This window comes from Variovorax sp. 10N412 (assembly GCF_056394985.1).
Genome location: NZ_JBFTIO010000024.1, coordinates 18,309 through 38,950, shown reverse-complemented (window position 1 = coordinate 38,950; position 20,642 = coordinate 18,309). Strand labels below are relative to the sequence as shown.

21 protein-coding genes and 1 riboswitch are annotated in these 20,642 nt (G+C 68.8%); of the genes, 7 read left to right on the top strand and 14 right to left on the bottom strand.

From position 1 onward, the window contains the following. Window positions 1-3 precede the first annotated feature (3 nt). Both AC1DJH_RS31355 and AC1DJH_RS31350 read right to left on the bottom strand, forming a co-directional pair. Window positions 4-1,779: a ShlB/FhaC/HecB family hemolysin secretion/activation protein gene (locus AC1DJH_RS31355; RefSeq protein WP_478188378.1), complete on the bottom strand. Its 1,776-nt coding sequence runs from the start codon at window positions 1,777-1,779 to the stop codon at window positions 4-6. Window positions 1,780-1,999: 220 nt separating this feature from the next. Then, complete coding sequence (locus AC1DJH_RS31350) at window positions 2,000-2,314, bottom strand: UBP-type zinc finger domain-containing protein (RefSeq protein ID WP_472118049.1); 315 nt, start codon at window positions 2,312-2,314, stop codon at window positions 2,000-2,002. Between the two features lie 126 nt (window positions 2,315-2,440). On the opposite strand from AC1DJH_RS31350, the gene AC1DJH_RS31345 reads away from it, so the two are divergent. From AC1DJH_RS31345 to AC1DJH_RS31325, 5 genes are all read left to right on the top strand, one after another. Continuing rightward, window positions 2,441-2,863: a cupin domain-containing protein gene (locus tag AC1DJH_RS31345; protein ID WP_435440048.1), complete on the top strand. Its 423-nt coding sequence runs from the start codon at window positions 2,441-2,443 to the stop codon at window positions 2,861-2,863. A 220-nt stretch (window positions 2,864-3,083) separates the two neighbouring features. Continuing rightward, window positions 3,084-5,357, top strand: a complete 2,274-nt coding sequence (locus AC1DJH_RS31340; protein WP_478188377.1) for a TonB-dependent receptor — start codon at window positions 3,084-3,086, stop codon at window positions 5,355-5,357. A 21-nt stretch (window positions 5,358-5,378) separates the two neighbouring features. Next, complete coding sequence (locus tag AC1DJH_RS31335) at window positions 5,379-6,065, top strand: Fe2+-dependent dioxygenase (protein WP_472118053.1); 687 nt, start codon at window positions 5,379-5,381, stop codon at window positions 6,063-6,065. A 52-nt stretch (window positions 6,066-6,117) separates the two neighbouring features. Continuing rightward, window positions 6,118-7,149 carry a DUF2167 domain-containing protein gene (locus AC1DJH_RS31330; protein WP_478188376.1) on the top strand — a complete coding sequence of 344 codons (1,032 nt, stop codon included), beginning with the start codon at window positions 6,118-6,120 and terminating at the stop codon, window positions 7,147-7,149. A gap of 10 nt (window positions 7,150-7,159) precedes the next feature. Beyond that, the gene (locus tag AC1DJH_RS31325) at window positions 7,160-7,888 is read left to right on the top strand and encodes a site-2 protease family protein (RefSeq protein ID WP_478188375.1); all 729 of its coding nucleotides are present in this window, start codon (window positions 7,160-7,162) and stop codon (window positions 7,886-7,888) included. A 71-nt stretch (window positions 7,889-7,959) separates the two neighbouring features. On the opposite strand, the gene AC1DJH_RS31320 is transcribed toward AC1DJH_RS31325, so the two are convergent. Next, complete coding sequence (locus AC1DJH_RS31320) at window positions 7,960-8,433, bottom strand: Lrp/AsnC family transcriptional regulator (protein ID WP_472118561.1); 474 nt, start codon at window positions 8,431-8,433, stop codon at window positions 7,960-7,962. Window positions 8,434-8,637: 204 nt separating this feature from the next. Between AC1DJH_RS31320 and AC1DJH_RS31315 the strand changes: the two genes are divergently transcribed. After that, window positions 8,638-10,029 carry a tryptophanase gene (locus AC1DJH_RS31315; protein ID WP_478188374.1) on the top strand — a complete coding sequence of 464 codons (1,392 nt, stop codon included), beginning with the start codon at window positions 8,638-8,640 and terminating at the stop codon, window positions 10,027-10,029. A gap of 3 nt (window positions 10,030-10,032) precedes the next feature. Here AC1DJH_RS31315 and AC1DJH_RS31310 read toward each other — a convergent pair whose 3' ends face one another. After that, complete coding sequence (locus tag AC1DJH_RS31310; protein WP_478188373.1) at window positions 10,033-10,911, bottom strand: aldo/keto reductase family oxidoreductase; 879 nt, start codon at window positions 10,909-10,911, stop codon at window positions 10,033-10,035. 103 nt (window positions 10,912-11,014) lie between these two features. Between AC1DJH_RS31310 and AC1DJH_RS31305 the strand changes: the two genes are divergently transcribed. Further along, on the top strand, window positions 11,015-11,914 hold the full coding sequence (locus tag AC1DJH_RS31305) for a LysR family transcriptional regulator (RefSeq protein ID WP_478188372.1): 900 nt from the start codon (window positions 11,015-11,017) through the stop codon (window positions 11,912-11,914). 8 nt (window positions 11,915-11,922) lie between these two features. On the opposite strand, the gene AC1DJH_RS31300 is transcribed toward AC1DJH_RS31305, so the two are convergent. The 10 genes from AC1DJH_RS31300 to cobM form a co-directional block, all read right to left on the bottom strand. Beyond that, on the bottom strand, window positions 11,923-12,279 hold the full coding sequence (locus AC1DJH_RS31300) for a (2Fe-2S) ferredoxin domain-containing protein (protein WP_435440061.1): 357 nt from the start codon (window positions 12,277-12,279) through the stop codon (window positions 11,923-11,925). Then, window positions 12,276-13,265: a precorrin-3B C(17)-methyltransferase gene (cobJ, locus tag AC1DJH_RS31295; protein WP_478188371.1), complete on the bottom strand. Its 990-nt coding sequence runs from the start codon at window positions 13,263-13,265 to the stop codon at window positions 12,276-12,278. The genes AC1DJH_RS31300 and cobJ overlap by 4 nt, the downstream gene beginning before the upstream one ends. Before the next feature lie 71 nt (window positions 13,266-13,336). Beyond that, window positions 13,337-13,741 carry a cobalamin biosynthesis protein gene (locus tag AC1DJH_RS31290; RefSeq protein ID WP_472118073.1) on the bottom strand — a complete coding sequence of 135 codons (405 nt, stop codon included), beginning with the start codon at window positions 13,739-13,741 and terminating at the stop codon, window positions 13,337-13,339. Next, complete coding sequence (locus tag AC1DJH_RS31285; protein ID WP_478188370.1) at window positions 13,738-14,475, bottom strand: cobalamin biosynthesis central domain-containing protein; 738 nt, start codon at window positions 14,473-14,475, stop codon at window positions 13,738-13,740. The genes AC1DJH_RS31290 and AC1DJH_RS31285 overlap by 4 nt, the downstream gene beginning before the upstream one ends. Then, window positions 14,465-15,262: a precorrin-2 C(20)-methyltransferase gene (cobI, locus tag AC1DJH_RS31280; protein WP_478188369.1), complete on the bottom strand. Its 798-nt coding sequence runs from the start codon at window positions 15,260-15,262 to the stop codon at window positions 14,465-14,467. The genes AC1DJH_RS31285 and cobI overlap by 11 nt, the downstream gene beginning before the upstream one ends. Then, on the bottom strand, window positions 15,259-16,566 hold the full coding sequence (cbiE, locus tag AC1DJH_RS31275) for a precorrin-6y C5,15-methyltransferase (decarboxylating) subunit CbiE (RefSeq protein WP_478188368.1): 1,308 nt from the start codon (window positions 16,564-16,566) through the stop codon (window positions 15,259-15,261). Before cbiE ends, cobI begins: the two co-directional genes overlap by 4 nt. A 14-nt stretch (window positions 16,567-16,580) precedes the next feature. Beyond that, window positions 16,581-17,684, bottom strand: a complete 1,104-nt coding sequence (locus AC1DJH_RS31270; protein WP_478188367.1) for a cobalt-precorrin-5B (C(1))-methyltransferase — start codon at window positions 17,682-17,684, stop codon at window positions 16,581-16,583. Further along, a complete protein-coding gene (locus tag AC1DJH_RS31265) occupies window positions 17,681-18,370 on the bottom strand; it encodes a precorrin-8X methylmutase (protein ID WP_435495166.1) in 690 nt (229 codons plus the stop codon). The genes AC1DJH_RS31270 and AC1DJH_RS31265 overlap by 4 nt, the downstream gene beginning before the upstream one ends. Further along, window positions 18,367-19,344, bottom strand: coding sequence for a sirohydrochlorin chelatase (locus AC1DJH_RS31260; protein ID WP_478188366.1), 978 nt, complete (start codon window positions 19,342-19,344; stop codon window positions 18,367-18,369). The genes AC1DJH_RS31265 and AC1DJH_RS31260 overlap by 4 nt, the downstream gene beginning before the upstream one ends. After that, a complete protein-coding gene (gene cobM / locus AC1DJH_RS31255; RefSeq protein WP_478188365.1) occupies window positions 19,341-20,198 on the bottom strand; it encodes a precorrin-4 C(11)-methyltransferase in 858 nt (285 codons plus the stop codon). The genes AC1DJH_RS31260 and cobM overlap by 4 nt, the downstream gene beginning before the upstream one ends. A 156-nt stretch (window positions 20,199-20,354) precedes the next feature. Next, window positions 20,355-20,616: riboswitch (cobalamin riboswitch) on the bottom strand. Between the last annotated feature and the right edge of the window lie 26 nt (window positions 20,617-20,642).

Genomic DNA, 20,642 nt, shown 5'->3' with positions numbered 1-20,642 from the left:
ATCTCAGAGGGAAGCCGAAAGGCGGAAGCCGTAAAGGGTGCCTTCGCGCGTGAGCGTGCTGGGCACATGCACGGCGCGCGAGGCGAAGATGTCCAGGCTCAGCGTCTTCCACTGGAAGGCGGCGCCCAGCGTGGCGCCCGACAGCGAACCCGAGGGCACGCCGCGGGCGCGGTTGCTCACGCGGCCCACGTCGAAGCCGGTGTAGACGCGGCCCTGCAGCGGGGCGCCGTCGCCCAGCGCCAGCTGCCAGGGCATCGACAGCTCGTTGCGCAGGAAGAAGCCGCTGTCGCCGCTGAGCACGGTGTTGAGAAAACCGCGCACCGACGAGCCCCCGCCGATCAGCATCTGCTGCGTGCCGTAGAGCGTGTCGTAGGCGTGCTGGCCGCTGAACTGGCTGGAGAACGAGAACGCGCGGCTCGCCACCTCGAAGCGGCGCAAGAAGCCCAGGTCGAGCGTTGCCTTGCGGAACTGCGCATGCGGCAAGTCACGGTCGAGGTCGCTGGCGTCGCGCAGCGCACCGAAGGCCCGCAGGCCCTTCACGTAGCCCACGCGGGCATTGAGGATGCCGCCTCCCACCTGCGTGAAGGCGCTCGCGCCCACGTCGAGCGTGCTGAGGTCGCGGCTGGCCACCTGCAGGAATTCGCCGCCCAGCCAGTTGCGGCTGGACTGGGTGCCCACGCGCGCCGACAGGGAGATGCGGCTGGCCTGGTCGCGGTACACCACGCGGTCGGCCGTGAAGCTCTTGCTGAGGGTGGTGCCTTCGGACGCGATGAACTGGCCGCTGGGCAGGCGCAGCACGTTGCGGTAGTTGCTTTCGCTCGCGTCCACGCTGAAGGTGTTGTAGCCGAAGGGCAGCACGGCGCGCAGGCCGGTCGAATCCGACTTGTGGTCCCAGCGCTCGGGCAGCACCGACTGGCGCTTGGTGAGCGAGATCAGCTCGTTCAGGCCGAGCAGGCTGTCGAAGGTGACGGTGGCCGAGGCGTTGTCGGTGCCGGTGGCGCGCGTGCCCGAGTTGTCCAGCGAGGTGTAGAGATGCACGGGGAACCTGGCGGGGTTCTCCACCACCACCACGGTCTGGCCGGGCTGGCTGCCGGGGCGCAGGTCGAGCTTGGCGTTGTTGGCGGCCAGGCTGTTGATCTGGTCGATGCCTTGCTCCAGGTCGCGCAGGTTCAGCAGGTCGCCGGGGCTGGCCGGAAAGGCGCCGCGCACCCACTGGGCGCGCTCGCTGCCGCCGGTGACCTCGAAGCGCTCGATCTTGCCCTCGACCACCGTCACTTCGAGCACGCCGCTGCGCAGGTCCTGCGCGGGCAGGTAGGCACGCGTGGTGATGTAGCCGCGGTCGATGTAGCTCTTGGTGAGGGCGGCCAGCACGGCTTCGAGGTCGCTCACGCCCAGGCAGCGGCCGGCGTTGGCGTCCTGCAGGCTGCGTTTCAGGTCGTCCGGCAGGTGCTGGGTGTCGCCGACGAAGCGGATCTCGCGGATGTCGCGGCACTGCACGCCCAGGTCGGGCACCGACACCTGCGGCTTGACCTCCTGCAGGTTGGTGCCGCCGGGCGGCGGCAGCGCGCGCATGGCGCGGTCCTGCTCCTCGCGCAGCCGGTCCTGCTGCTGGCGCTCGATGATCTGGTTCTGCCGGTCCACCGCCGCCGGGTTGACCTGGCCATGGGCCGACATGCCGAGCAACGCGGTGCCCAGCAGCGCGAGCGGGGGCCTCAGGAAGGAGCGGGTGCCGCGTGCGAAAGAACCGCCGGACGGCAGCCGCGAGGAGAAAAGGCGCATGGGTCGACTTGGTTGCCAAGCCGGCTGCCGTATTCGGAATGAATCGCCGCAGAGTTAACCGTCGCTTGGAAATGCGACCGAACTGTTACACGAGCAAACAAATGCTACATCCCTAAAACTGGGTATTTTTGACTTATTCACGACGGCGGGCAGCCGCCAGCCCTCGCGCTGGACGGCTGCGCCGCTCCAGCCGTGGACAGGGCCCGAAGCCGCGTTCGTCTCAGACGAACCTGGGAATGGGCCCGACCTGCGGCGTGGTGTCGTCGCCCAGGTCCAGCGGCACGCGGTCCACGAAGCACCAGCCCCAGCCTTCGGGCGGGTCGTAGCCTTCGATGATCGGATGCGAGGTCTCGTGGAAGTGGGCCCGCGCATGGCGGTTCGGCGAATCGTCGCAGCAGCCCACATGGCCGCAGGTGCGGCACAGGCGCAGATGGACCCAGGGACTGCCGGTCTTCAGGCACTCCTCGCAGCCCTTGGCGCTGGGCACCACGTGGTGAATGCCGTCGGTGTGGGTGCATTGCTTGGGCTTGCTCATCCGGTGTTCCTCATGAAGTGCAGAAAGGTCGATGGACAAAGGCTACCGCGATGTCGGCTTCAACGGCGGCAGGAACGCTTTATGCGTGCTGCGCCGCAACACCCACCCCCTGCGAAGGAGCGCCCCATGCTGGACCGTACTGCCACCCAGTTCTCCCATGTGAAACCCGGCGACACGGAGTTCGTGCCGGGTGGTCTGCGAGACTTCTTTCTCTACCGCGACCTGGGCATTGCCGAAGCCACCCACGGCAAGGTCATCGCGCATCTGGTCAAGGCCAACATGGCACCGGAAACGGGCACCGGCTGGCATCGCCACGAGGCCGACTTCCAGATCGTGATCATGGTCAAGGGCTGGGCCCGCTTCATGTACGAGGACAAGGAAACGCTGGTCGAGGCCGGCGACGTGGTGCACCAGCGCCCGGGCATCCGGCACTACCTGTTCGACTACTCGCCGGACATGGAGTACCTGGAGATCGTCTCGCCGGCGGATTTCAAGAGCATCGACGTGGAGCCGGTGTGCGAAATTCCGGCGGCCACGCCGTGGGAGTGATCCGGCAGTTCCCGATGGCGCTCACCGCGCCGGCTCGAAGAAACCTGCCTTTCACCTGACTGCGCAGGTAAAGAAGCAAGGCTGTCTCGCAGGCCAGACACCCGTCGGCAAAAACGCCAAATAAGAGTCATTCGCGGCCAGAATTTCCACTTCGCTGGTGCTTTCGTTCGCACCGCACGGCGCAGGCTTCGCAGCACGCGCACTGATCGGAAATCCGCCCATGACCCGCTCCTCCCGCACACCCGTGGCCCTCGCCTTGCTCGGCCTTTGTGCCTCGCTGCCCGCCGCATACGCGCAGCAGGCGCCCGCGCCCGCCTCTGCTCCCGCCACCGCTCCTGCCGCCGGCACCTCCGTGCCCGAGACGCTGCGCGAGGTGCAGGTGCAAGGCGCACAGGACAAGACCGGCTTCGGCGCCAACCCCGCCTCCCTGAGCCGCCTGCCGGCCGACCTGCGCGACGCGCCGCAGTCGATCACCGTGATCAACCAGGCGGTGATGCAGTCGCAAGGCGCAACCTCGCTGGCGAGCGCGCTGCGCAACGTGCCGGGCCTGACCATCGGCGGCGCCGAGGGCGGGCAGATCGGCACCAACATCAACCTCAACGGTTTTTCCGCGCGCACCGACATCTACTTGGACGGCGCCCGCGACCGCGCGCAGTACTACCGCGACACCTTCGCGCTCGATTCGGTAGAGGTGCTGATGGGCCCCTCGTCGATGCTCTTCGGGCGCGGCTCCACCGGCGGCGTGATCAACCAGGTCACGAAAAAGCCGTCGCTCACGCCCGCGGGCGAGGTGTCGGTGTCGGCCAGCACCACGGGCCTCGCGCGCTCGACCATCGACATCAACCGCCCGCTGTCCGACACCGCGGCCTTTCGCATCGCGGCCATGGGCCAGCAGGGCGACGCGAGCACGCGCGACCAGACGAAGCTGAAGGACTTCGGGCTCGACGCCTCGCTCAAGTTCGGCATCAACACGCCCACGCAGGTCACGCTCTCCGCGCTGGTGCAGCACAACCGCGACCAGCCCGACTACGGCGTGCCGCCGCTCAACGGCCATCCGGTGAAGGTCGACCGCGACACGGCCTACGGCTTCAGCGACGACCGCACGATCTCCGACATCCAGGCCTTCAGCGCGGTGGTGCAGCACAAGCTCACGCCCGACACGTCGATCCGCAACCAGACGCAGTACAACGACGTGACCACCGACGCGCGCGAGACCGCGCCGCAGAGCATCGGTACGCTGTCGGCCAAGGGCGTGTTCACGCCGCTTTCCACCGGCACCACGGCCGTGCCCACCGCCGCGTTCTCGTCGTTGCCGCTGAGCAGCCTGTGGGTGCGCCAGCAAAGCCATGACCGCACGATCCACGACAAGTCGCTGTTCAACCTGACCGAGCTGAGCACCAGGTTCCAGACGGGCTCCGTGAAGCACAGCCTGCTCGCGGGCCTGGAACTGGGCCACGACACCTACGACAACCAGGCCTACTACCGCAACGGCACCTGCGCCGGCGTGCCGCTGAACGCCGCGGGCAGCACCAGCGGCTACGCCACCTGCTCGCCGCTGCTCGCGCCCTACCAGGGCAACACCCCGAGCACCGCGCCCACACTGCCCGGTAACCTGGCCACGGCCAGCGCGACGACCGTCGCCGGCTACGTGAACGACACCATCGAGCTCAGCCCTCAGTGGAAGCTGGTGGCCGGCGTGCGGCAGGACCACTACCGCGCGAACATCGCCAACAGCATCGCGAGCGCGACCACGCTCGCCGCCGAAAGCCAGACCGTCGACTTCACCAGCGTGCGCGCCGGTGCCATCTGGCAGCCGACGCCCGCGCAGTCGTACTACGTGTCGTACAGCACGTCGTTCAACCCCTCGCTCGAGCAGCTGGTGGCCACCACCGGCAGCACGCAGCCGCTGCCGCCGCAGAAGAACAAGGCCTACGAGCTTGGCGGCAAGTGGGACATGAACGACGGCAACCTGTCGTTCACGGCAGCGGCGTTCCAGATCACGCAGACCAACGCACGCTCGCAGAACAGCGACGGCACCTACAGCGCAACCGGCACGGTGCGGGTGAACGGCGCGCGCGCCGGCGTGGCGGGCCGCGTGACCGACAAGCTGCAGCTGTTCGGCGCCTACACGCACCTGGACGCGACCATCGTCGACGGCATTGCGCCCGGCACGCTCGGCAGGACGCCGGCCAACACACCGAAGGACGCGGCCAGCCTGTGGGCCACCTACGCCATCACGCCCGAGTGGGAAATCGGCGGCGGCACCACCTACAGCGCGAAGCGTTTCGCGAACAACACCGACCTCGTGCAGGTCGGCGGCTATGCGCGGCTGGACGCGATGGTGGCTTACCATCAGCCGAAGTACGACATCCGCCTGAACCTGTTCAACCTGGCCAACCGCCACTACTACGACGCGCTGATTCCTTCGGACGGCGGCCGTGCGGTGCCGGGCTCGGGCCGCGCCGCCACGCTGTCGCTCACCTACCGCCTCTGAGTTGCCCAGGAGCCCTCTCCCATGCTGGTCTGCATCCCCGGTGTTCTGGACCGCGAGGCGCTCGCGGCGGTTCGCGCGCGCCTCGACGCGGCCGGCGATGCCTGGGTCGACGGGCGCGTCACCGCGGGCCACCAGGGCGCGCCGGTCAAGTTCAACCAGCAGATCGACGAAGGCTCGGCGGTGGCGCACGAGTGCCAGGCCATCGTCGCAAGCGCGCTGGAGCGCCACCCGACCTTCATCAGCGCGGCCCTGCCCAACCTGCTGTACCCGCCCATGTTCAACCGCTACGGCGAAGGCATGCACTTCGGCCTGCACGTGGACGGCGGCGTGCGCATCGACCCGCGCACGGGGCGCAAGCTGCGCACCGACCTGTCGGCAACGCTGTTCCTGTCGGACGCCGACAGCTACGACGGCGGCGAGCTGCAGATGGAAGACACGCACGGCATGCAGACCGTCAAGCTCGCGGCCGGCGACATGGTGCTGTACCCCGCCACCAGCCTGCACCAGGTGACGCCCGTCACGCGCGGCGTGCGCGTGGCGTGTTTCTTCTGGGTGCAGAGCCTGGTGCGCGACGCGGGCGACCGTGCCTTGCTGTTCGACATGGACCACGCGATCCAGCGGTTGAACCAGAGCGGTGCCGACGAAGCGGCACGCCGCACGCTGGTGGGCACGTACCACAACCTCCTTCGGAAGTGGAGCGACACGTAGGTATTTACACTCTTCTCGCTCGCCAGATTCATAACAACCGAGGAGAGAGAACTTGCGTATTCAAACCACCCGCCTGACGGCCGGCCTGCTGCTCGCGTGCGCCGCTTTCGTGGCACACACCGCCCACGCCGCATCCCCGACCGGCACTTCCACTGGTGCTTCCACCACCGCCGCACCGGCCTCCACCGCCCTGTCGCCGGAAGCCGAGCAGGAGGCCGCATTCAAGGCCGCCAAGGCCGTGCAGAAAGCCGGCCCCGCCGACATCGTGCTGCGCGACCAGGCCCACCTGAAACTGCCGGAAGGCTACGTGTGGGTGCCCACGCCCGCTGCCGCGCAGCTGATGCGCGCCATGGGCAACCGCACCGACGACACCTTCCTGGGGGCCATCTTCCCCGCCGACGACGCCGACTGGATGGCGGTGGTGAAGTTCGTGAAAGAGGGCTACATCAAGGACGACGATGCGAAGGAGTGGAACGCCGACGACCTGCTCAAGAGCCTGAAGGAAGGCACCGAGGCCGCCAACGAAGAGCGCGCCAAGCGCGGCATTCCCGCCATCGAGGTGACCGGCTGGGCGCAGAAGCCCGAGTACGAGGCCGGCACGCACCGACTGGTGTGGTCGGCACTGTCCAAGCGAAAGGGCGGCGCCGACGACAACCAGGGCGTGAACTACAACACCTATGCGCTGGGCCGCGACGGCTACCTGAGCCTGAACCTCATCACCAACGCCAAGGACATCGACAAGTACAAGCCCGACGCGGCCAGGCTGCTCACCGCGCTGCAGTACGACGACGGCAAGAAGTACGCCGACTTCAACGCGTCCACCGACAAGGTCGCCGCCTACGGCCTGGCCGCCCTGGTGGCGGGCGTGGCGGTGAAGAAGCTGGGCCTGTTCGCGATCATCCTGGCGTTCGCGGCCAAGTTCGCCAAGCTGGCGATCGTGGCGGTGGGCGCCGCGCTGTGGGGCGTTGCGAAGATCTTCAAGAAGAAGCAACCCGAAGTGGTGGCCGCGCCCGCTGCGGCGGTCGCACCGCCGCCGAGCGACACCACCACCTTCAACGAGCCGCCCAAGCCCCCCGCGACCTGAGGCACGCGCCATGGTGAAGCTGCTGCTGTTGCTGCTGAGCGCGGGCAAGCTCGGCAAGCTGGCGCTCTCGGGCGGCACGATGCTGGTGTCGGTGCTGGCCTATGCCTTCGTGTTCGGCTGGCGCTATGCGGTGGGCTTCGTGGCGCTGATCTTCGTCCACGAGATGGGCCACTTCCTCGCGGCGCGGCAACGCGGCCTCGACGTGGGGCTGCCCACCTTCATTCCCTTCGTGGGCGCGTGGATCGACCTGAAGCAGCAGCCGCACGACGTGGAGACCGAGGCGTGGGTCGGCCTGGGCGGCCCGCTGCTCGGCAGCCTCGCCGCACTGGCCTGCTACTTCGCGGCGCGCGAGACCGACAGCCGGCTGCTGCTGGCGCTCGCGTACGCGGGCTTCTTCATCAACCTGTTCAACCTGATTCCGCTGTCGCCCTTCGACGGCGGCCGCATCACCGCGGTGCTCACGCCGCGCGTGTGGCTGGTGGGCGTGCCGGTGCTGGTGGCGCTGTTCTTCTGGCGCCCGAGCCCGATGCTCGTTCTGGTGGCCGTGCTGGCCGCGCCGCAGGTCATGCGCGCGTGGAAGTACGACCCGAAGGACCCGGCCAACCAGCAGTACTACGCGGTGTCGGGCGAGACGCGGTTGACGTACAGCGTGTACTACATTGGGCTGCTCGCGTTCCTGGCCGTGATGGCGCACGACACGCACGAGATGCTGGGCAGCGCTCGCCTGCTGGGCGCCTGAGCGCTTGCGTGCGACGGGCCGCGCGGCCCATCGCACGCGGAGCGAGCGCGGCACGCACTGTTTTCAGATCGCTACTGCGGCAGCGGCAGCCCCGATCGCGGCTTCACTTCTTCCAGGCAGACGAGTGACTTGACGAAGTTGACGCCGGGCAGCGCCACCAGCCGTTCCGTGAGGAAGACGTTGAGCCCCTCCAGATCGCGCGCGATGACCTTCAGAACGTAGTCGAAGTCGCCGGTGACCGAATGGCACTCGAGCACGTCGGGCATGCGCGCAAGGGTTTGCCGGAACAGCTTGAGATCGCGCATGTGGCCCCGCTCCATTCCGATATGGACGAAAGCCGTGACATGCAGCCCCACCGCGGCGGGGCGAAGGCGCGCCTCGTACCGGTCGATCACCCCGCCCTCGTCCAAGCGATGGTGGCGCCGGCTGCACTGCGCCGGAGAAAGCCCGATCGCCTCGGCCATCTCGAGGTTCGACATTCGACCGTTCTCCTGCAGCAGGCCAAGCATTCGCACGTCGGTGCTGTCGAGTTTAAGCATGTGCAATTTCTTTTCTTTGAAGGATTGAATCGTACAACTTTTCCTCTTTTTTCCGTTTTCGAGCCAAAAAAGTGAAAGCTCATTCCTGGACGAAGAACGAATAATTCTCTTGTCTTTCACAACGAAAGATCGTCGTTCACCGAATAGACGAAATTTCCTTCCCTTCCCAGCTTTCCCCTGCTGGGTCGAACTGAAGATCATGGAGTTCACATGAAACGCATCCCGGAGCCATTCCGCATCAAGACCGTCGAGCGAATCGCAATGACGACGCGAGAGCACCGCGAAAACGCCCTGCACCAGGCAGGACTCAACCCCTTCCTGCTGCGCAGCGACGACGTGTACATCGACCTCCTCACCGACAGCGGAAGCGGCGCCATGAGCGATCGCCAGTGGAGCGCCATGATGGCCGCCGACGAGGCGTATGCCGGCAGCCGAAGTTACTACCGGCTGGCAGCAACCATCGACAAGGTGTTCGGTTACCCGTACCTCGTGCCCGCCCACCAGGGACGGGGCGCGGAGCAACTTCTCTACCCCGAGCTCGTCAAGCGACGCGCCTCCAGGCAGCCGGTGTTCCTGTCGAACTTCCATTTCGACACCACCAAGGTGCATATCGAGCTGGCCGGCGCGCGCGCCCTCAACGCACTCAACAAGGAAGCGCTGGACACCAGGAAATACCACGACTGGAAGGGCAACTTCGATCTCGCCGAGCTCGCGCGACTCATCGAAACAGAAGGTGCGTCGAACGTCGCGGCCGTCGTGGCCACCGTGACCTGCAACACCACCGGCGGCCAGCCGGTCGCGCTGGGCAACCTGCGGGCTGCCTCCGAGATGGCGCGCAAGGCCGGCATTCCGATGGTGATGGACGCGACCCGCTTCGCGGAGAACGCCTGGTTCATCCAACAGCGCGAGCCGGCATACGCGAAGCACAGCATCCCGGAGATCGTGCGCGAGATGATGTCCTGCGCCGACATCGCCGTCATGTCGTCCAAGAAGGACGGACTGGTCAACATCGGCGGGTTCTGTGCATTTCGCGATGACGAAGATCTGTTTCGTGCAGTGCAGGAGCGCTGCGTGGTCAGCGAAGGCTTCATCACCTACGGAGGCCTGGCGGGCCGCGATCTGGAGGCGCTGGCGGTCGGTCTCGAAGAGGCGATGGATCCCGACTACCTGAACTACCGGGTCGGGCAGGTCGCCTATCTTGGCGAACGTCTTCGCGCAGCGGACATCCCGATTCAATACCCCACCGGCGGGCATGCCGTGTTCGTGGATGCCGCGGCCTTGCTGCCGCACATTCCCTCGGCGCAGTTTCCCGCGCATGCGCTGGCATGCGAGCTCTACATCGAGTCCGGCGTGCGGGCCGTCGAAATCGGGTCCCTGCTCCTGGGGCGCGATCCGCTCACCGGCGTGCAAGAGAAAGCGCCGCTGGAGTCGATGCGGCTGACGATCCCGCGAAGGGTCTACACCAACGACCACATGGACTACGTCGCAGACGCAATCGCCGCGGTGGCCCGGCGCGCGCACGCCATACGGGGGCTGGACTTCACGTACGAGCCGAAGCTGTTGCGGAACTTCACGGCACGGTTTTGCTGGGCCTCACGCTGAAGGTCAGTTGCCCTCTGGCGCCGCCACGCCGTCCAGCGCGGCGATGGCATCGGCCGGCAGCTCCAGCGTGCCTGCCGCCAGGTTCTCGCGCAGGTGGCCCACCGACGAGGTGCCCGGAATCAGCAGGATGTTCGGCGAGCGGCGCAACAGCCAGGCCAGCGCCACCTGCATCGGCGTCGCGCCCAGGCTTTCGGCGATGCCGGAGAGCGCGGACGACTGCAGCGGGGTGAAGCCGCCCAAGGGAAAGAACGGCACATAGGGAATGCCGTCGCGCGCCAGTTGGTCGATGAGCGCGTCGTCGTGGCGATGCACCAGGTTGTAGTGGTTCTGCACGCAGGCGATGCGGCAGATGGCGCGCCCTTGCGCGACCTGCGCGGCGGTCACGTTGCTCAGGCCGACGTGCCGCACCAGGCCCTGGCGCTGCAGTTCGGCCAGCGCCGTGAGCGGCGCCTCGATCGAGCCTTCGGCCGGACCATGGGTGTCGAACATGATGCGCAGGTTCACGACCTCCAGCACGTCCAGGCCCAGGTTGCGCAGGTTGTCGTGCACCGCCTGCGCCAGTTCCTGCGCGGAGAACGCGGGCAGCCAGCCGCCCTTGTCGTCGCGCCGTGCGCCGATCTTGGTCACGATGACCAGGTCTTTGGAATACGGGGCGAGCGCCTCGCGAATGAGCTGGTTGGTGATGTGCGGGCCGTAGAAGTCGCTGGTGTCGATGTGGTCGACGCCGCTTTCCACGGCCTCGCGCAGCACGGCCAGCGCCGCGGCGCGGTCCTTGGGCGGGCCGAACACGCCGGGGCCGGCGAGTTGCATGGCGCCGTAGCCGAGGCGATGGACGGCGCGGTCGCCAAGGGCGAACGAGGTGGGGGCTTGCGTGCTGGACATGGTGTTTCTTTCATGAAGCTTGAAGGGACGAGGCCAGTCTAGGCAGCGCACCATTGCTTGATAAGTCGTCACAATCGGCACAGGCTGTACGGAATTCCACACAATGAAAGTCGACCTTGGTGATCTGAACGCCTTCGTGGCGGTGGCGGGAGCCAAGGGCTTTCGCGACGGGGCACGCCTGAGCGGCGTGAGCGCTTCGAGCTTGAGCGAGGCGGTGCGCCGGCTGGAAACGCAGCTCGGCGTGCGGCTGTTTCACCGCACGACGCGCAGCGTGCTGCCCACGGAGGCCGGGCAGCGGCTGCTGGAGCGGCTGCGGCCCGCGCTGAGCGAAGTCGAGGCCGCGCTGGACGTGGTGAACGGCTTTCGCGACCGGCCGGCCGGCACGCTCAAGCTGAACGTGCCGGTCAGCGCGGCGCGGCTGGTGCTGCCCTCCATCGTGCCGCGCTTTCTGGCGGCCTACCCCGACATCGCGCTCGAGGTGATTGCCGAGGACGGCTTCGTCGACGTGCTGGCGGTCGGCTGCGACGCCGGCATCCGCTACGACGAGCGGCTGGAGCAGGACATGATCGCCGTGCCCATCGGCCCGCGCACCCAGCGCTTCGCGGTGGCGGCGTCGCCCGCCTACCTGGCACGCCATGGCCGCCCGGAGCACCCGCGCGACCTGCTCGGCCACGAATGCCTGCGCGGGCGCTTCGCCAGCGGATCGATGCCGCCATGGGAGTTCGAGCGCGACGGCGAAGTGCTTCGCGTGGACGTGACGGGGCAGTTGATCGTGCGGCTCGGTGCTGCGACCGACCTGGCGGTGGATGCGGCGGTGGCCGGGGCCGGCGTGATCTATCTGTTCGAGGACTGGTTGCGCCCCTGCATGGACAGCGGCGCGCTCGAGCCGATCCTCGAGCCGTGGTGGCCGCGCTTTTCCGGGCCGTTCCTGTACTACCCGGGCCGGCGGTTGCTGCCGGCACCACTGCGCGCCTTCGTCGATTTCATCCAGGAGCCGCGCTGAGCACCCTCTCAGCCGTCCTCGCCCGCCCCCAAGCCAGGCCCCTGGTGAAACACCAGGTCTTCCACCACCACCCCGCCGACCAGGTGCTGGGCCACGATGCGGTCCATGTTCTCGGGCGTGACGTTGTAATACCAGGTGCCGTCGGGCTGCACGCACATCACCGGCCCGCCCTTGCAGGCCGCGAAGCAGCCCACGCGGCTGCGCTTGACGCGCAGTTCCCCCTCGTTGAGCCCCGCCGCCTTGAACTTGTCGCCCAGGCTGTCGAACAGGTCCTGCGAGGCGCCGTCGGGGCTGCAGCGCGGGCCGGTGCAGACCAGCAGGTGGCGCTTGTAGACGCCGATCTTCGGTTTGACGACTTCGGTCATCCCTGTGTTTCCTCTGCCGGTTCAAGCGGTGCGCCCGCGGCCGGCTGCGCCTCGACCGGTGCGGCAAGCACGGCCTCGATGTAGTCGGCCGGCAGGCGGTGCTGCGCCGCCAGCGCGGCAATGCTGATGCCGTCGGCGTGGTCGGCGCGCAGGTTGGTCATCCAGCCCAGCAGCCCGGTGGACAGCGAACGGCCGGGCTTCTCGCCGCTGCGCGTGCTGCCGCCGTCGTCCAGGTCGTACTTGTTGGCATAGCCGCGCGGCGTGACCATCAGGCCGTGCTGCAAGAAGGTGTGGCTGTTGCCGATGAGCACGGTCGTCAGCATGCCGATGTCGCACTCGCTCATGTGGGCCAGCGTGGTGAACTCGATGCGCTCGCGCCGGCGGTAGGCCGACTTGACCACCGCCACCGGGGTGTCCGCCCGCCGATGCCGCAGGAACAGTTGCTGCGCCTGCACGATCTGCTGGGTGCGCCGCCCGCTCTTGGGGTTGTAGAGGGCCACCACGAAGTCGGCCGCCGCCACCGCGTCGAGCCGCCGGGCGATCACCGGCCAGGGCGTGAGCAGATCGCTCAGCGAGATCGAGCAGAAGTCGTGCGTGAGCGGCGCGCCCACCAGCGCCGCGCAGGCGTTGATGGCCGACGCGCCCGGCACCACCTCCACGGCGATGTCGGAGTCCGGCGTCCAGCCGGCCTGGAACAGCACCTCGTAGGTCGGGCCGGCCATGCCGTACACGCCGGCATCGCCGCTGGAGATGAGCGCGACCTTCTTGCCCTCGCGGGCGCGCTCGAGCGCGTTGACCGCGCGGTCGAGCTCTTCGGTCATGCCCTTGCGGATCACTTCCTTGCCCTCGAGCAGGTCGGCCACCAGCTTGATGTAGGTGCTGTAGCCGACCACCACGTCGGCCTCGGTGATGGCGGCCAGCGCGCGCTGGGTCATGTGGTCGTGGCTGCCGGGGCCGATGCCGACCAGCGAGATCTTGCCGCTCATGGGGTCGGCACGCGGCGCGTGGGGTGTGCGGAGGCGTTCATTGCGGATTCCGTTCGGGGGTTGATGTGGGTTCAGGACATGCGCGCGATCGAGATCGTCGCGTGGCGCCCGTCGGCGCCGCGGTGTTTGTGCTTCGGCACGACCAGCGCCGTCATCGGCAGGCCGCCGCCGGCCAGCAGCGCGGCCGCCTCGCTGACCGAGGGCGTGCCGGTGTGCCTGCGCACCGTTTCCGACGGATGCGGCACGGGCACCTGCGCCAGTTGCGCGGCGGGGTAGAAGTGCATCGCCCAACTGTGGGCTGCGGCCAGCGCCAGCAGGCCCGGCTCGTCGGCCTTCAGGTCGATGCTGGCCGCCGCGGCCACCTGTGCCAGCTGCGCGCCGATGCCGGCCAGCGCCTCGTCGAGCGCCTGCTGCAGCGTGGCCTGCGGCGTGCCGCGGTCGCATCCCAGGCCGATGGCATAGCGCACCGGGCTCATTGCGGCGGCCGGTACACCACGAGGCGCTCAGCCAGCGCGCTCCAGCGCTCGGCGCTCACCTCGGCCAGCGTGATCCACAGCACGGCCTTGAAGCGCGCGAGGTCGACCTCGTCGAAGCGCGCGAACCGGTGGATGTTGGCCGGCAGGGGCGTCGGGCGGGTCCACCAGTCGGGGCTGCCGGCCTCCTGCACCACCGCGATCGGCTCGCCGTTCACCACGTGGGCCGAAACCCGCGTGATGTTGATCTTGGGCGCCTCCACCTTCCAGCCGAGCTCGCGCCCGAGGATGTCCACGGGAATGGTCTTGCCCACGTCCGACGCGGTGGTCAGCACGGCGGTCGCGCCCAGCAGCGCGGCGACCTGCTCGGCCATGGCGTTGGCGCCGCCCACGTGGCCCGACAGCACCGGAATCACGAACTGCGCGGCGTCGTCCACCACCAGCACGCCCGGGTCCTCGTCCTTGCTCTTGAGATGCGGCGCAATCAGGCGCACCACGGCGCCGAGCGAAACGAAGAACACGACCTGGTCGAAGTCCGCGAACAGCGCGGCAATTTCGTCGCGAAACGCGCCCGCATAGGCGCGCACGGGGTTGGGCAGCCCGGCCATGAGCGGCGCGAACTTGTCAGCCACGCACACGCTGGCCTCGGGCAGCAGGCGCGCCAGGCCGGCGGTCTGTTGCGCGCCATGCTTGGTGATGGCCACGAGCACCACGCGGGGTGCGGCTTCATTCGTCATTCGGGGATTCCTCTTCGATTTCAGTGCTGGTTTTCTTGCGGCAGCCGCGCACCAGCTCGCCGCGTTCGCGGCCGGGGTTCTTCACCAGCAGCAGCGACAGGTAGTTGACCTTGGTGCCCTTCAGGCTGGCCACGTCGTGCACGATGCGCTCCACCGGCGAGCCGGCCTTCTCGATGAAGCGGCTGTGTTCGAGCAGGCCGCGCCGCGCCAGCAGGTCGATCAGGTCGTCGAGCAGCGGCTTGACCTTCATGAGCACCAGCGTGTCGAAGTCGTCGAGCATCTTCTCGACCGCGGCAATGCCGTAGGCCGCGGGCACGATGGCCACGGTGTCGTCCTGCTCGGACAGCGGCAGCTGCAGCCGTGCGCAGGCCGCGTTGAAAGAAGTGACGCCGGGCACCACCTCGATGCGCGCGGCCGGGTCTAGCGCGCGCAGCACGCGCGCCAGGTAGCAGAAGCTCGCGTAGGTGGAGGCGTCGCCCTCGACCAGGAACAGCACGTCCTGACCGGTCGCGAGCATCGCCTGCACGGTCTCGGCGGCCTTGAGCCAGTGGCGCGCAAGCTTCTCTGCGTCGTGCGTCATCGGGAACAGCAGGGCCTGGTGCTGCGCGGGCGTCGACAGGCCGGCGCGCAGCGCGATGTCCAGCGCGTAGCTGTCCTTGCGCAGGCTGCGCACGGGGTAGGTCCAGATGGCGTCGGCGCGCATCAGCAGCGACCACGCGCGGCGCGTGATCAGGTCGGGGTCGCCGGGGCCGAGCGACACGCCGTGGAGCATGCCGGGCGCCGTCATGCCGCGGCTCCCGTCTCGGGGATGGCCACGGCTGCCTGCGCGCAGACCAGCCACACCGGGTTCTCGGCCGCCAGCCGGTGCATGTGCAGGATCGGCTTGCTGCGCGAGGCCTGCAGCTGCAGCACGTCCCAGCGCGCGCCCTGCGCCTTCAGCGCCTCGACCGCGCCCGCGAGGTTCTCGATGGTCACGAAGTTCATCACCAGCCAGCCGCTCGGTCGCAGGCGCCGCAGCACCAGCGCAATGAGCTCGGCCAGCTCGCCGCCGGAGCCGCCGATGAACACCGCGTCCGGGTCAGCCCACGCGGCCAGGCCCTCGGGCGCCTTGCCGTGCACCAGGCTGTGGTTGCTGATGCCCATGGCCTGCCGGTTGCGCGCGACGATGGCGCTGTCGTCCGCGTTCTTCTCGATGGCGTACACATGCCCGCGCCAGCACAGCCGTGCGGCCTCGAGCCCGACCGAGCCGGAGCCCGCGCCGATGTCCCACACCACGCTGTCGGTGCGCAACTGCATGCGCGCGAGCGAGACGGCGCGCACCTCGTTCTTGGTGATCAGGCCCTTCTCGGGATGGCGCTGCTCGAAGCTGGCGTCCGGCAGGCCGAACAGCACCTGCGGCGCGCGCAGCCGGGTGCGCCAGAGCAGCACCACGTTGGGGTCGGCAAAGCGCATCTGCGCCGCGGCCGTGATGCGCATGCCACTGACCACGCGCTCCTCGGGCTGGCACAGGCGCTCGGCCACGGCCATCTCGACTTCGTCGGCCAGGCCTTCGGCCACGAGCATGCGCGCGATGCGGTCGGGCGTGTTGTCGGGGCTGGTGAGCACGGCCAGGCGGTCGTGCTGGCGAATGTCGCGCAGCAGCGCGTACAGGCCGTGCGCGGGCGGCGAACCCGGCAGCCAGTCGCCGGCGTCCCTGGCGTGCACGGAAGCGAACTTCATCTCCTGCCACGGCAGGCCAAGGCGCGCACAGGCCAGCTGCAGCGTCGACACGTTCGGCAGCACCTCGATGGCCTCCAGACACAGGCGCGCCGCCAGGAAGGCCGCAATGCCATGGCACAGCGGATCGCCGGTGGCCAGCACCACCACGCGCCGGCCCTCGGCCTGCGCGGCGCGAGTCCATTCGGGCACCTGCGCCAGGCCGCCGGCCAGGTCGCGCTGCACCGCGTCGGGTGCGATGTGCGCGGCGAACAGGGCCAGGGTGCGCGCGGCGCCGATCACCAGTTGCGCGTGCTGCAGATGCGCCAGCGCGCTGCGGCCGAGGCTCGCATCGCCGTCGTCCAGCACGCCGAGGATGCGGCATTTGTTCGTCATGTTGTCGTCGGTGTTCAGGAGGCCTCCGCGATCTTTCGACCATCAAAGTCGCAGACCAGCACTTTCAGTTCGAACTGGTCGGGGTAGCGCGTGCGCAGCGTCTGGATGACGCGCTGCGCAAGTGCCGTGTGAAAAGCCGTGCCGAGCCCGAGTGCGTCCATGCGCTCGCCGGCGTAGCGCGCGGTCTCGTTGCCGCGGATCGCGTCGCACACGTCGCCCGGCGCGCCGAGCCCTGCCGCCAGGTCGGCCAGAAGGCCGGTGTCGACCTCGGCCCGGCCGGCGTGGGTGATGGTCTCGCCTTGCGCGATCTTGGTGAGCTTGCCGACCATGCCGCCGATCACGACCTTCCTGATTCCGGCCTTCACGGCCGCGCCCATCGCATAGCGCAGGAAGTCGCCCATCTGCACGAAGGCCGGCTCGGGCAGTTCGGGCATCTCGGCCATCACGAACTTCTCGGTGCGCCCGCCGGTCGTGAGCACGACCACGCCGTGGCCCAGCGTGCCGGCCACCTGCACGCCCTGCACCACGCTCGCGCGGTAGGCGGCGGTGGAATAGGGCTTGACGATGCCGGTGGTGCCCAAAATGGAAATGCCGCCGAGGATGCCCAGGCGCGCATTGAGCGTTTTCTTGGCCATCTCCTCGCCCTGCGGCACGGAGATGGCCACCTCGAGGCCGACTTCGTCGAGCAGCGGCGTGCCCACCGCGCGCACGTTCGCCTCGATGTTGCGGCGCGGCACCGGGTTGATGGCCGGCCCGCCGACGGCCAGGCCGAGCCCCGGCATGGTGACCGTGCCCACGCCGACGCCGCCCTTCAGCAGCACCTGCCCCGCCAGTTCGGGCAGCACGCGCACGTCGGCGGTGAGGTGGGCCTTGTCGGTGCAGTCGGGGTCGTCGCCCGCATCCTTGATGACCATCGCATGCGCATGCGCGAGCGCGCCGTCGACGCGGCCGTCCTGCACCGCGAAGCGCACCAGGTCGCCGTTGGGCAGCAGGCACTCGACCTCGTCGGGCACCTGGCCGGTGACCAGGCCGATCACCGCCGCGCGCGCCGCCGCGGCCGAACACGCACCGGTCGTGAAACCGGTGCGGGTGCCGCGGGGCGCGCCCTTGTCCATCATGCGGTGTGCTCGCGCGCCTCCGCCAGGCCCAGCAGCGCGTGGATCGCGGCCACCACCAGCGTGGAGCCGCCCTTGCGGCCGCGAATCACGACCCAGGGCACGCCGGCCTCCAGCGCCATCAGGTCCTTCGACTCGGCCGCCGAGACAAAGCCGACCGGCATGCCGACCACCAGCGCGGGCCGCGCACCTTCTTCATGGACCAGCCGCACGATCTCGATCAGCGCGGTGGGTGCATTGCCGATGCCGACGATCGCGCCGTCGACCAGGCCCAGGCGGTGGGCCTTGCGCATGGCCTGAACGGCGCGCGTGGTGCCTTCGGCCTTGGCCTGCGCGATCACGTCCTCGTCGCTGATGAACTGGTGCGTGCCCATGCCGAAGTGGGCCAGGCGCGGGGCCGAGAGGCCCACGCAGATCATCTCCACGTCGGCCACCACGCGGCTTTCGCGCGAACGGATGGCGGCGATGGCGGCGTCTACCGCGTCGGGGTGGAAGTCGGTCAGGCCGTTGAAGTCGAAGTCGGCGTTCGCATGGATCATGCGGCGCACCACCGGCCACTGGTCGGCGGTGTAGGGGTGCGACGTGACCTCACGGTCGATCACCGCGAAGGAGTCGTGCTCGATGGCGCGGCCGGCCGCCGTGAGCTGCTCGGTGACGACGTTGGCCGCCATGGAAGTCGTCGGATTCATCGCAGTGCCGGCGCCGTGCCGTGCGCGTGGGCGGGGCCGTGCGCGTGGTCATGCGCGTGGTCATGCGCATGGTCGTGATCGTGCGGATGCGGATGCGCGTGCGCAGGCTCGTCGCCATGGCTGTGCGGCACGGCATCGTCATGGTGGTGGCCGCCCAGGCCGTGTTCCACCGCGAAGTCGCGGAACTTGCAGCCGTCGCAGGGCATGAGCGCGATCGGCGCGCCGCGCCGCAGGTCGTTCACGCGCTGCTCCAGCAGCGCGAAGATCTCGGGCTCGAAGCCGAAGTACCGGGTCGAGACGAAGCGGATCGTCGGGTACTGCGCCTTCAGGTTCTCGACCTGGCGCGCGATGCGCTCGACCAGCGTGCCGTTGAACAGGTAGTAGGGCAGCACCACCACCTGCTTCATGCCCTGCAGGCTCTGGCGCTGCACGGCCTTCTCCAGGCGCGGGTAGGTGATGCCCGTGAAGGCAAGGTCCACCAGCTCGTGGTCGGTTTCCTCCAGCAGCCAGCGCGCCATCTTCGCCATGTCGCCGTTGGCCTGCCGGTCCGACGAGCCCCGGCCCAGGATCACCACGCCGGTGGTGGTCGGGTCGGGCATGTCGAGCGCCTGCATCGCGCCTTTCAGGCGGCGCCGCAGGATCGCCAGGATCGGGTCGCAGGCCGTGAGGTGCGGCGCATACAGGAACTGCACCATCGGGAACTTGAGCCGCGCACCGTCGATGGCCTGCGGAATGTCCATCTTCACGTGGCCCGCCGCATTGAGGATGAGCGGCACCACGACCACGCGTTGCGCGCCCTCGGCGGCGCGGCGCAGCCCCTCGCTCATCGTGACTTCGGAGAACTCGATGAAGCAGACCTCGATGCGCCAGCCCGGTTGCCGCTCGCGCCACTGCGCCGCGAAGGCCTCGATCTCGTCGTTGCCGGATTTTTCGCGCGAGCCGTGGCCCACCAGGAGAATGGTTTCGGTGCTCACGGGGTGTCCTGCAGGAGGGTCTGGACGGGAACGCTCGCGCGCCGGAAGCGGTGCGTGAAGCTCGCGTCGTAGAGTTTGGATTTGGCCAGCGTGGTCCATTGCCGCGCGCCCAGCGTGGGGCTCGCGATGATCATCGACTGGCTCACGATGCGGGCCTCGCGGCACAGCGCCTGGATGGTGGCGACCGTGCCGCGCACGATCTTTTCCTCGCCCGGCCAGCTCGCCTTGTGGACCACCACCACGGGTGCGTCGGGCGACCAGCCGGCGGCCGTCAGCGCGGCCGTGACCTTGCCCATGAGCGTGATGCTCAGGAAGATGCACAGCGTGCTGTGGTGCGCGGCCAGCGCCTCCAGCGACTCGCCTTCGGGCATCGGCGTGCGGCCCTCGACGCGCGTGAAGATCACGGTCTGCGTGACTTCGGGCAGCGTGAGGCTCTCCACCGCCGCCGCCGCAGAGGCCATGGCGGAAGACACGCCCGGCACCACGCCGGTCGGCACGCCCGCCGCATCCAGCGGCTGCACCAGCTCGATGAGCGCACCGTACAGGCCCGGGTCGCCGGTCTGCAGGCGCACCACGGTATGGCACCGCGCGGACTGTGCAATGAGCCAGGCGGACATCTGCTCGAGCGTCATGTCCTTGCTGTCGGCAATCGCGCAGTCGGGCGGCGCCCAGCGCGTGGCGGCTTCGCTCACGAGCGAGCCCGCGAACAGGATGGCCCCGGCGCGTTCGACCAGGCCTCGGCCCTTGACGGTGATGAGTTCCGGGTCACCCGGACCCGCGCCGACGAACCAGACGGTTCCCGGCGTGCACGCTCCCTGCGAAGCGCTGCTTGGAGCGATGGCTCGCTCGTTCATGATGTTTCCTCCGCGCCCGCCGCGCGACTGATGGTCGTTACGACCCGGCGGGAGGAGGAGAAATCGGGAGGCGTCAGCGAATGCTGTTCTGGCGGATGACCTGATGCATCGAGCCGGACGCAATGCGTCGCCCGCCGATCCTCGCCCACCGCAAGGTCATGCGCTGGTCGTCAGGCCGGTCTCCGGGCTCGCGAGCGGAGGGCCATCGGCTCTCCTGCAAAGACCGCCTTCCCGTGCCGTTCGTGACACAGTGGCGTGGGACCGGATCCCGGGGTCTTGCTTCTGACTCGCTTACCGTTGCGGGGGCAGCGTCGGCATGGCGCGGTGTTCTCCACCGCCGCGCACCGACTTCCCGTTTCACCCTGGCCGCCCCGCCGTTTCCACGGGGCGCCAGGACACCTGACAACGCGGGCGGAGTGTATCAGCCGCATGCGGCGGCTTGCC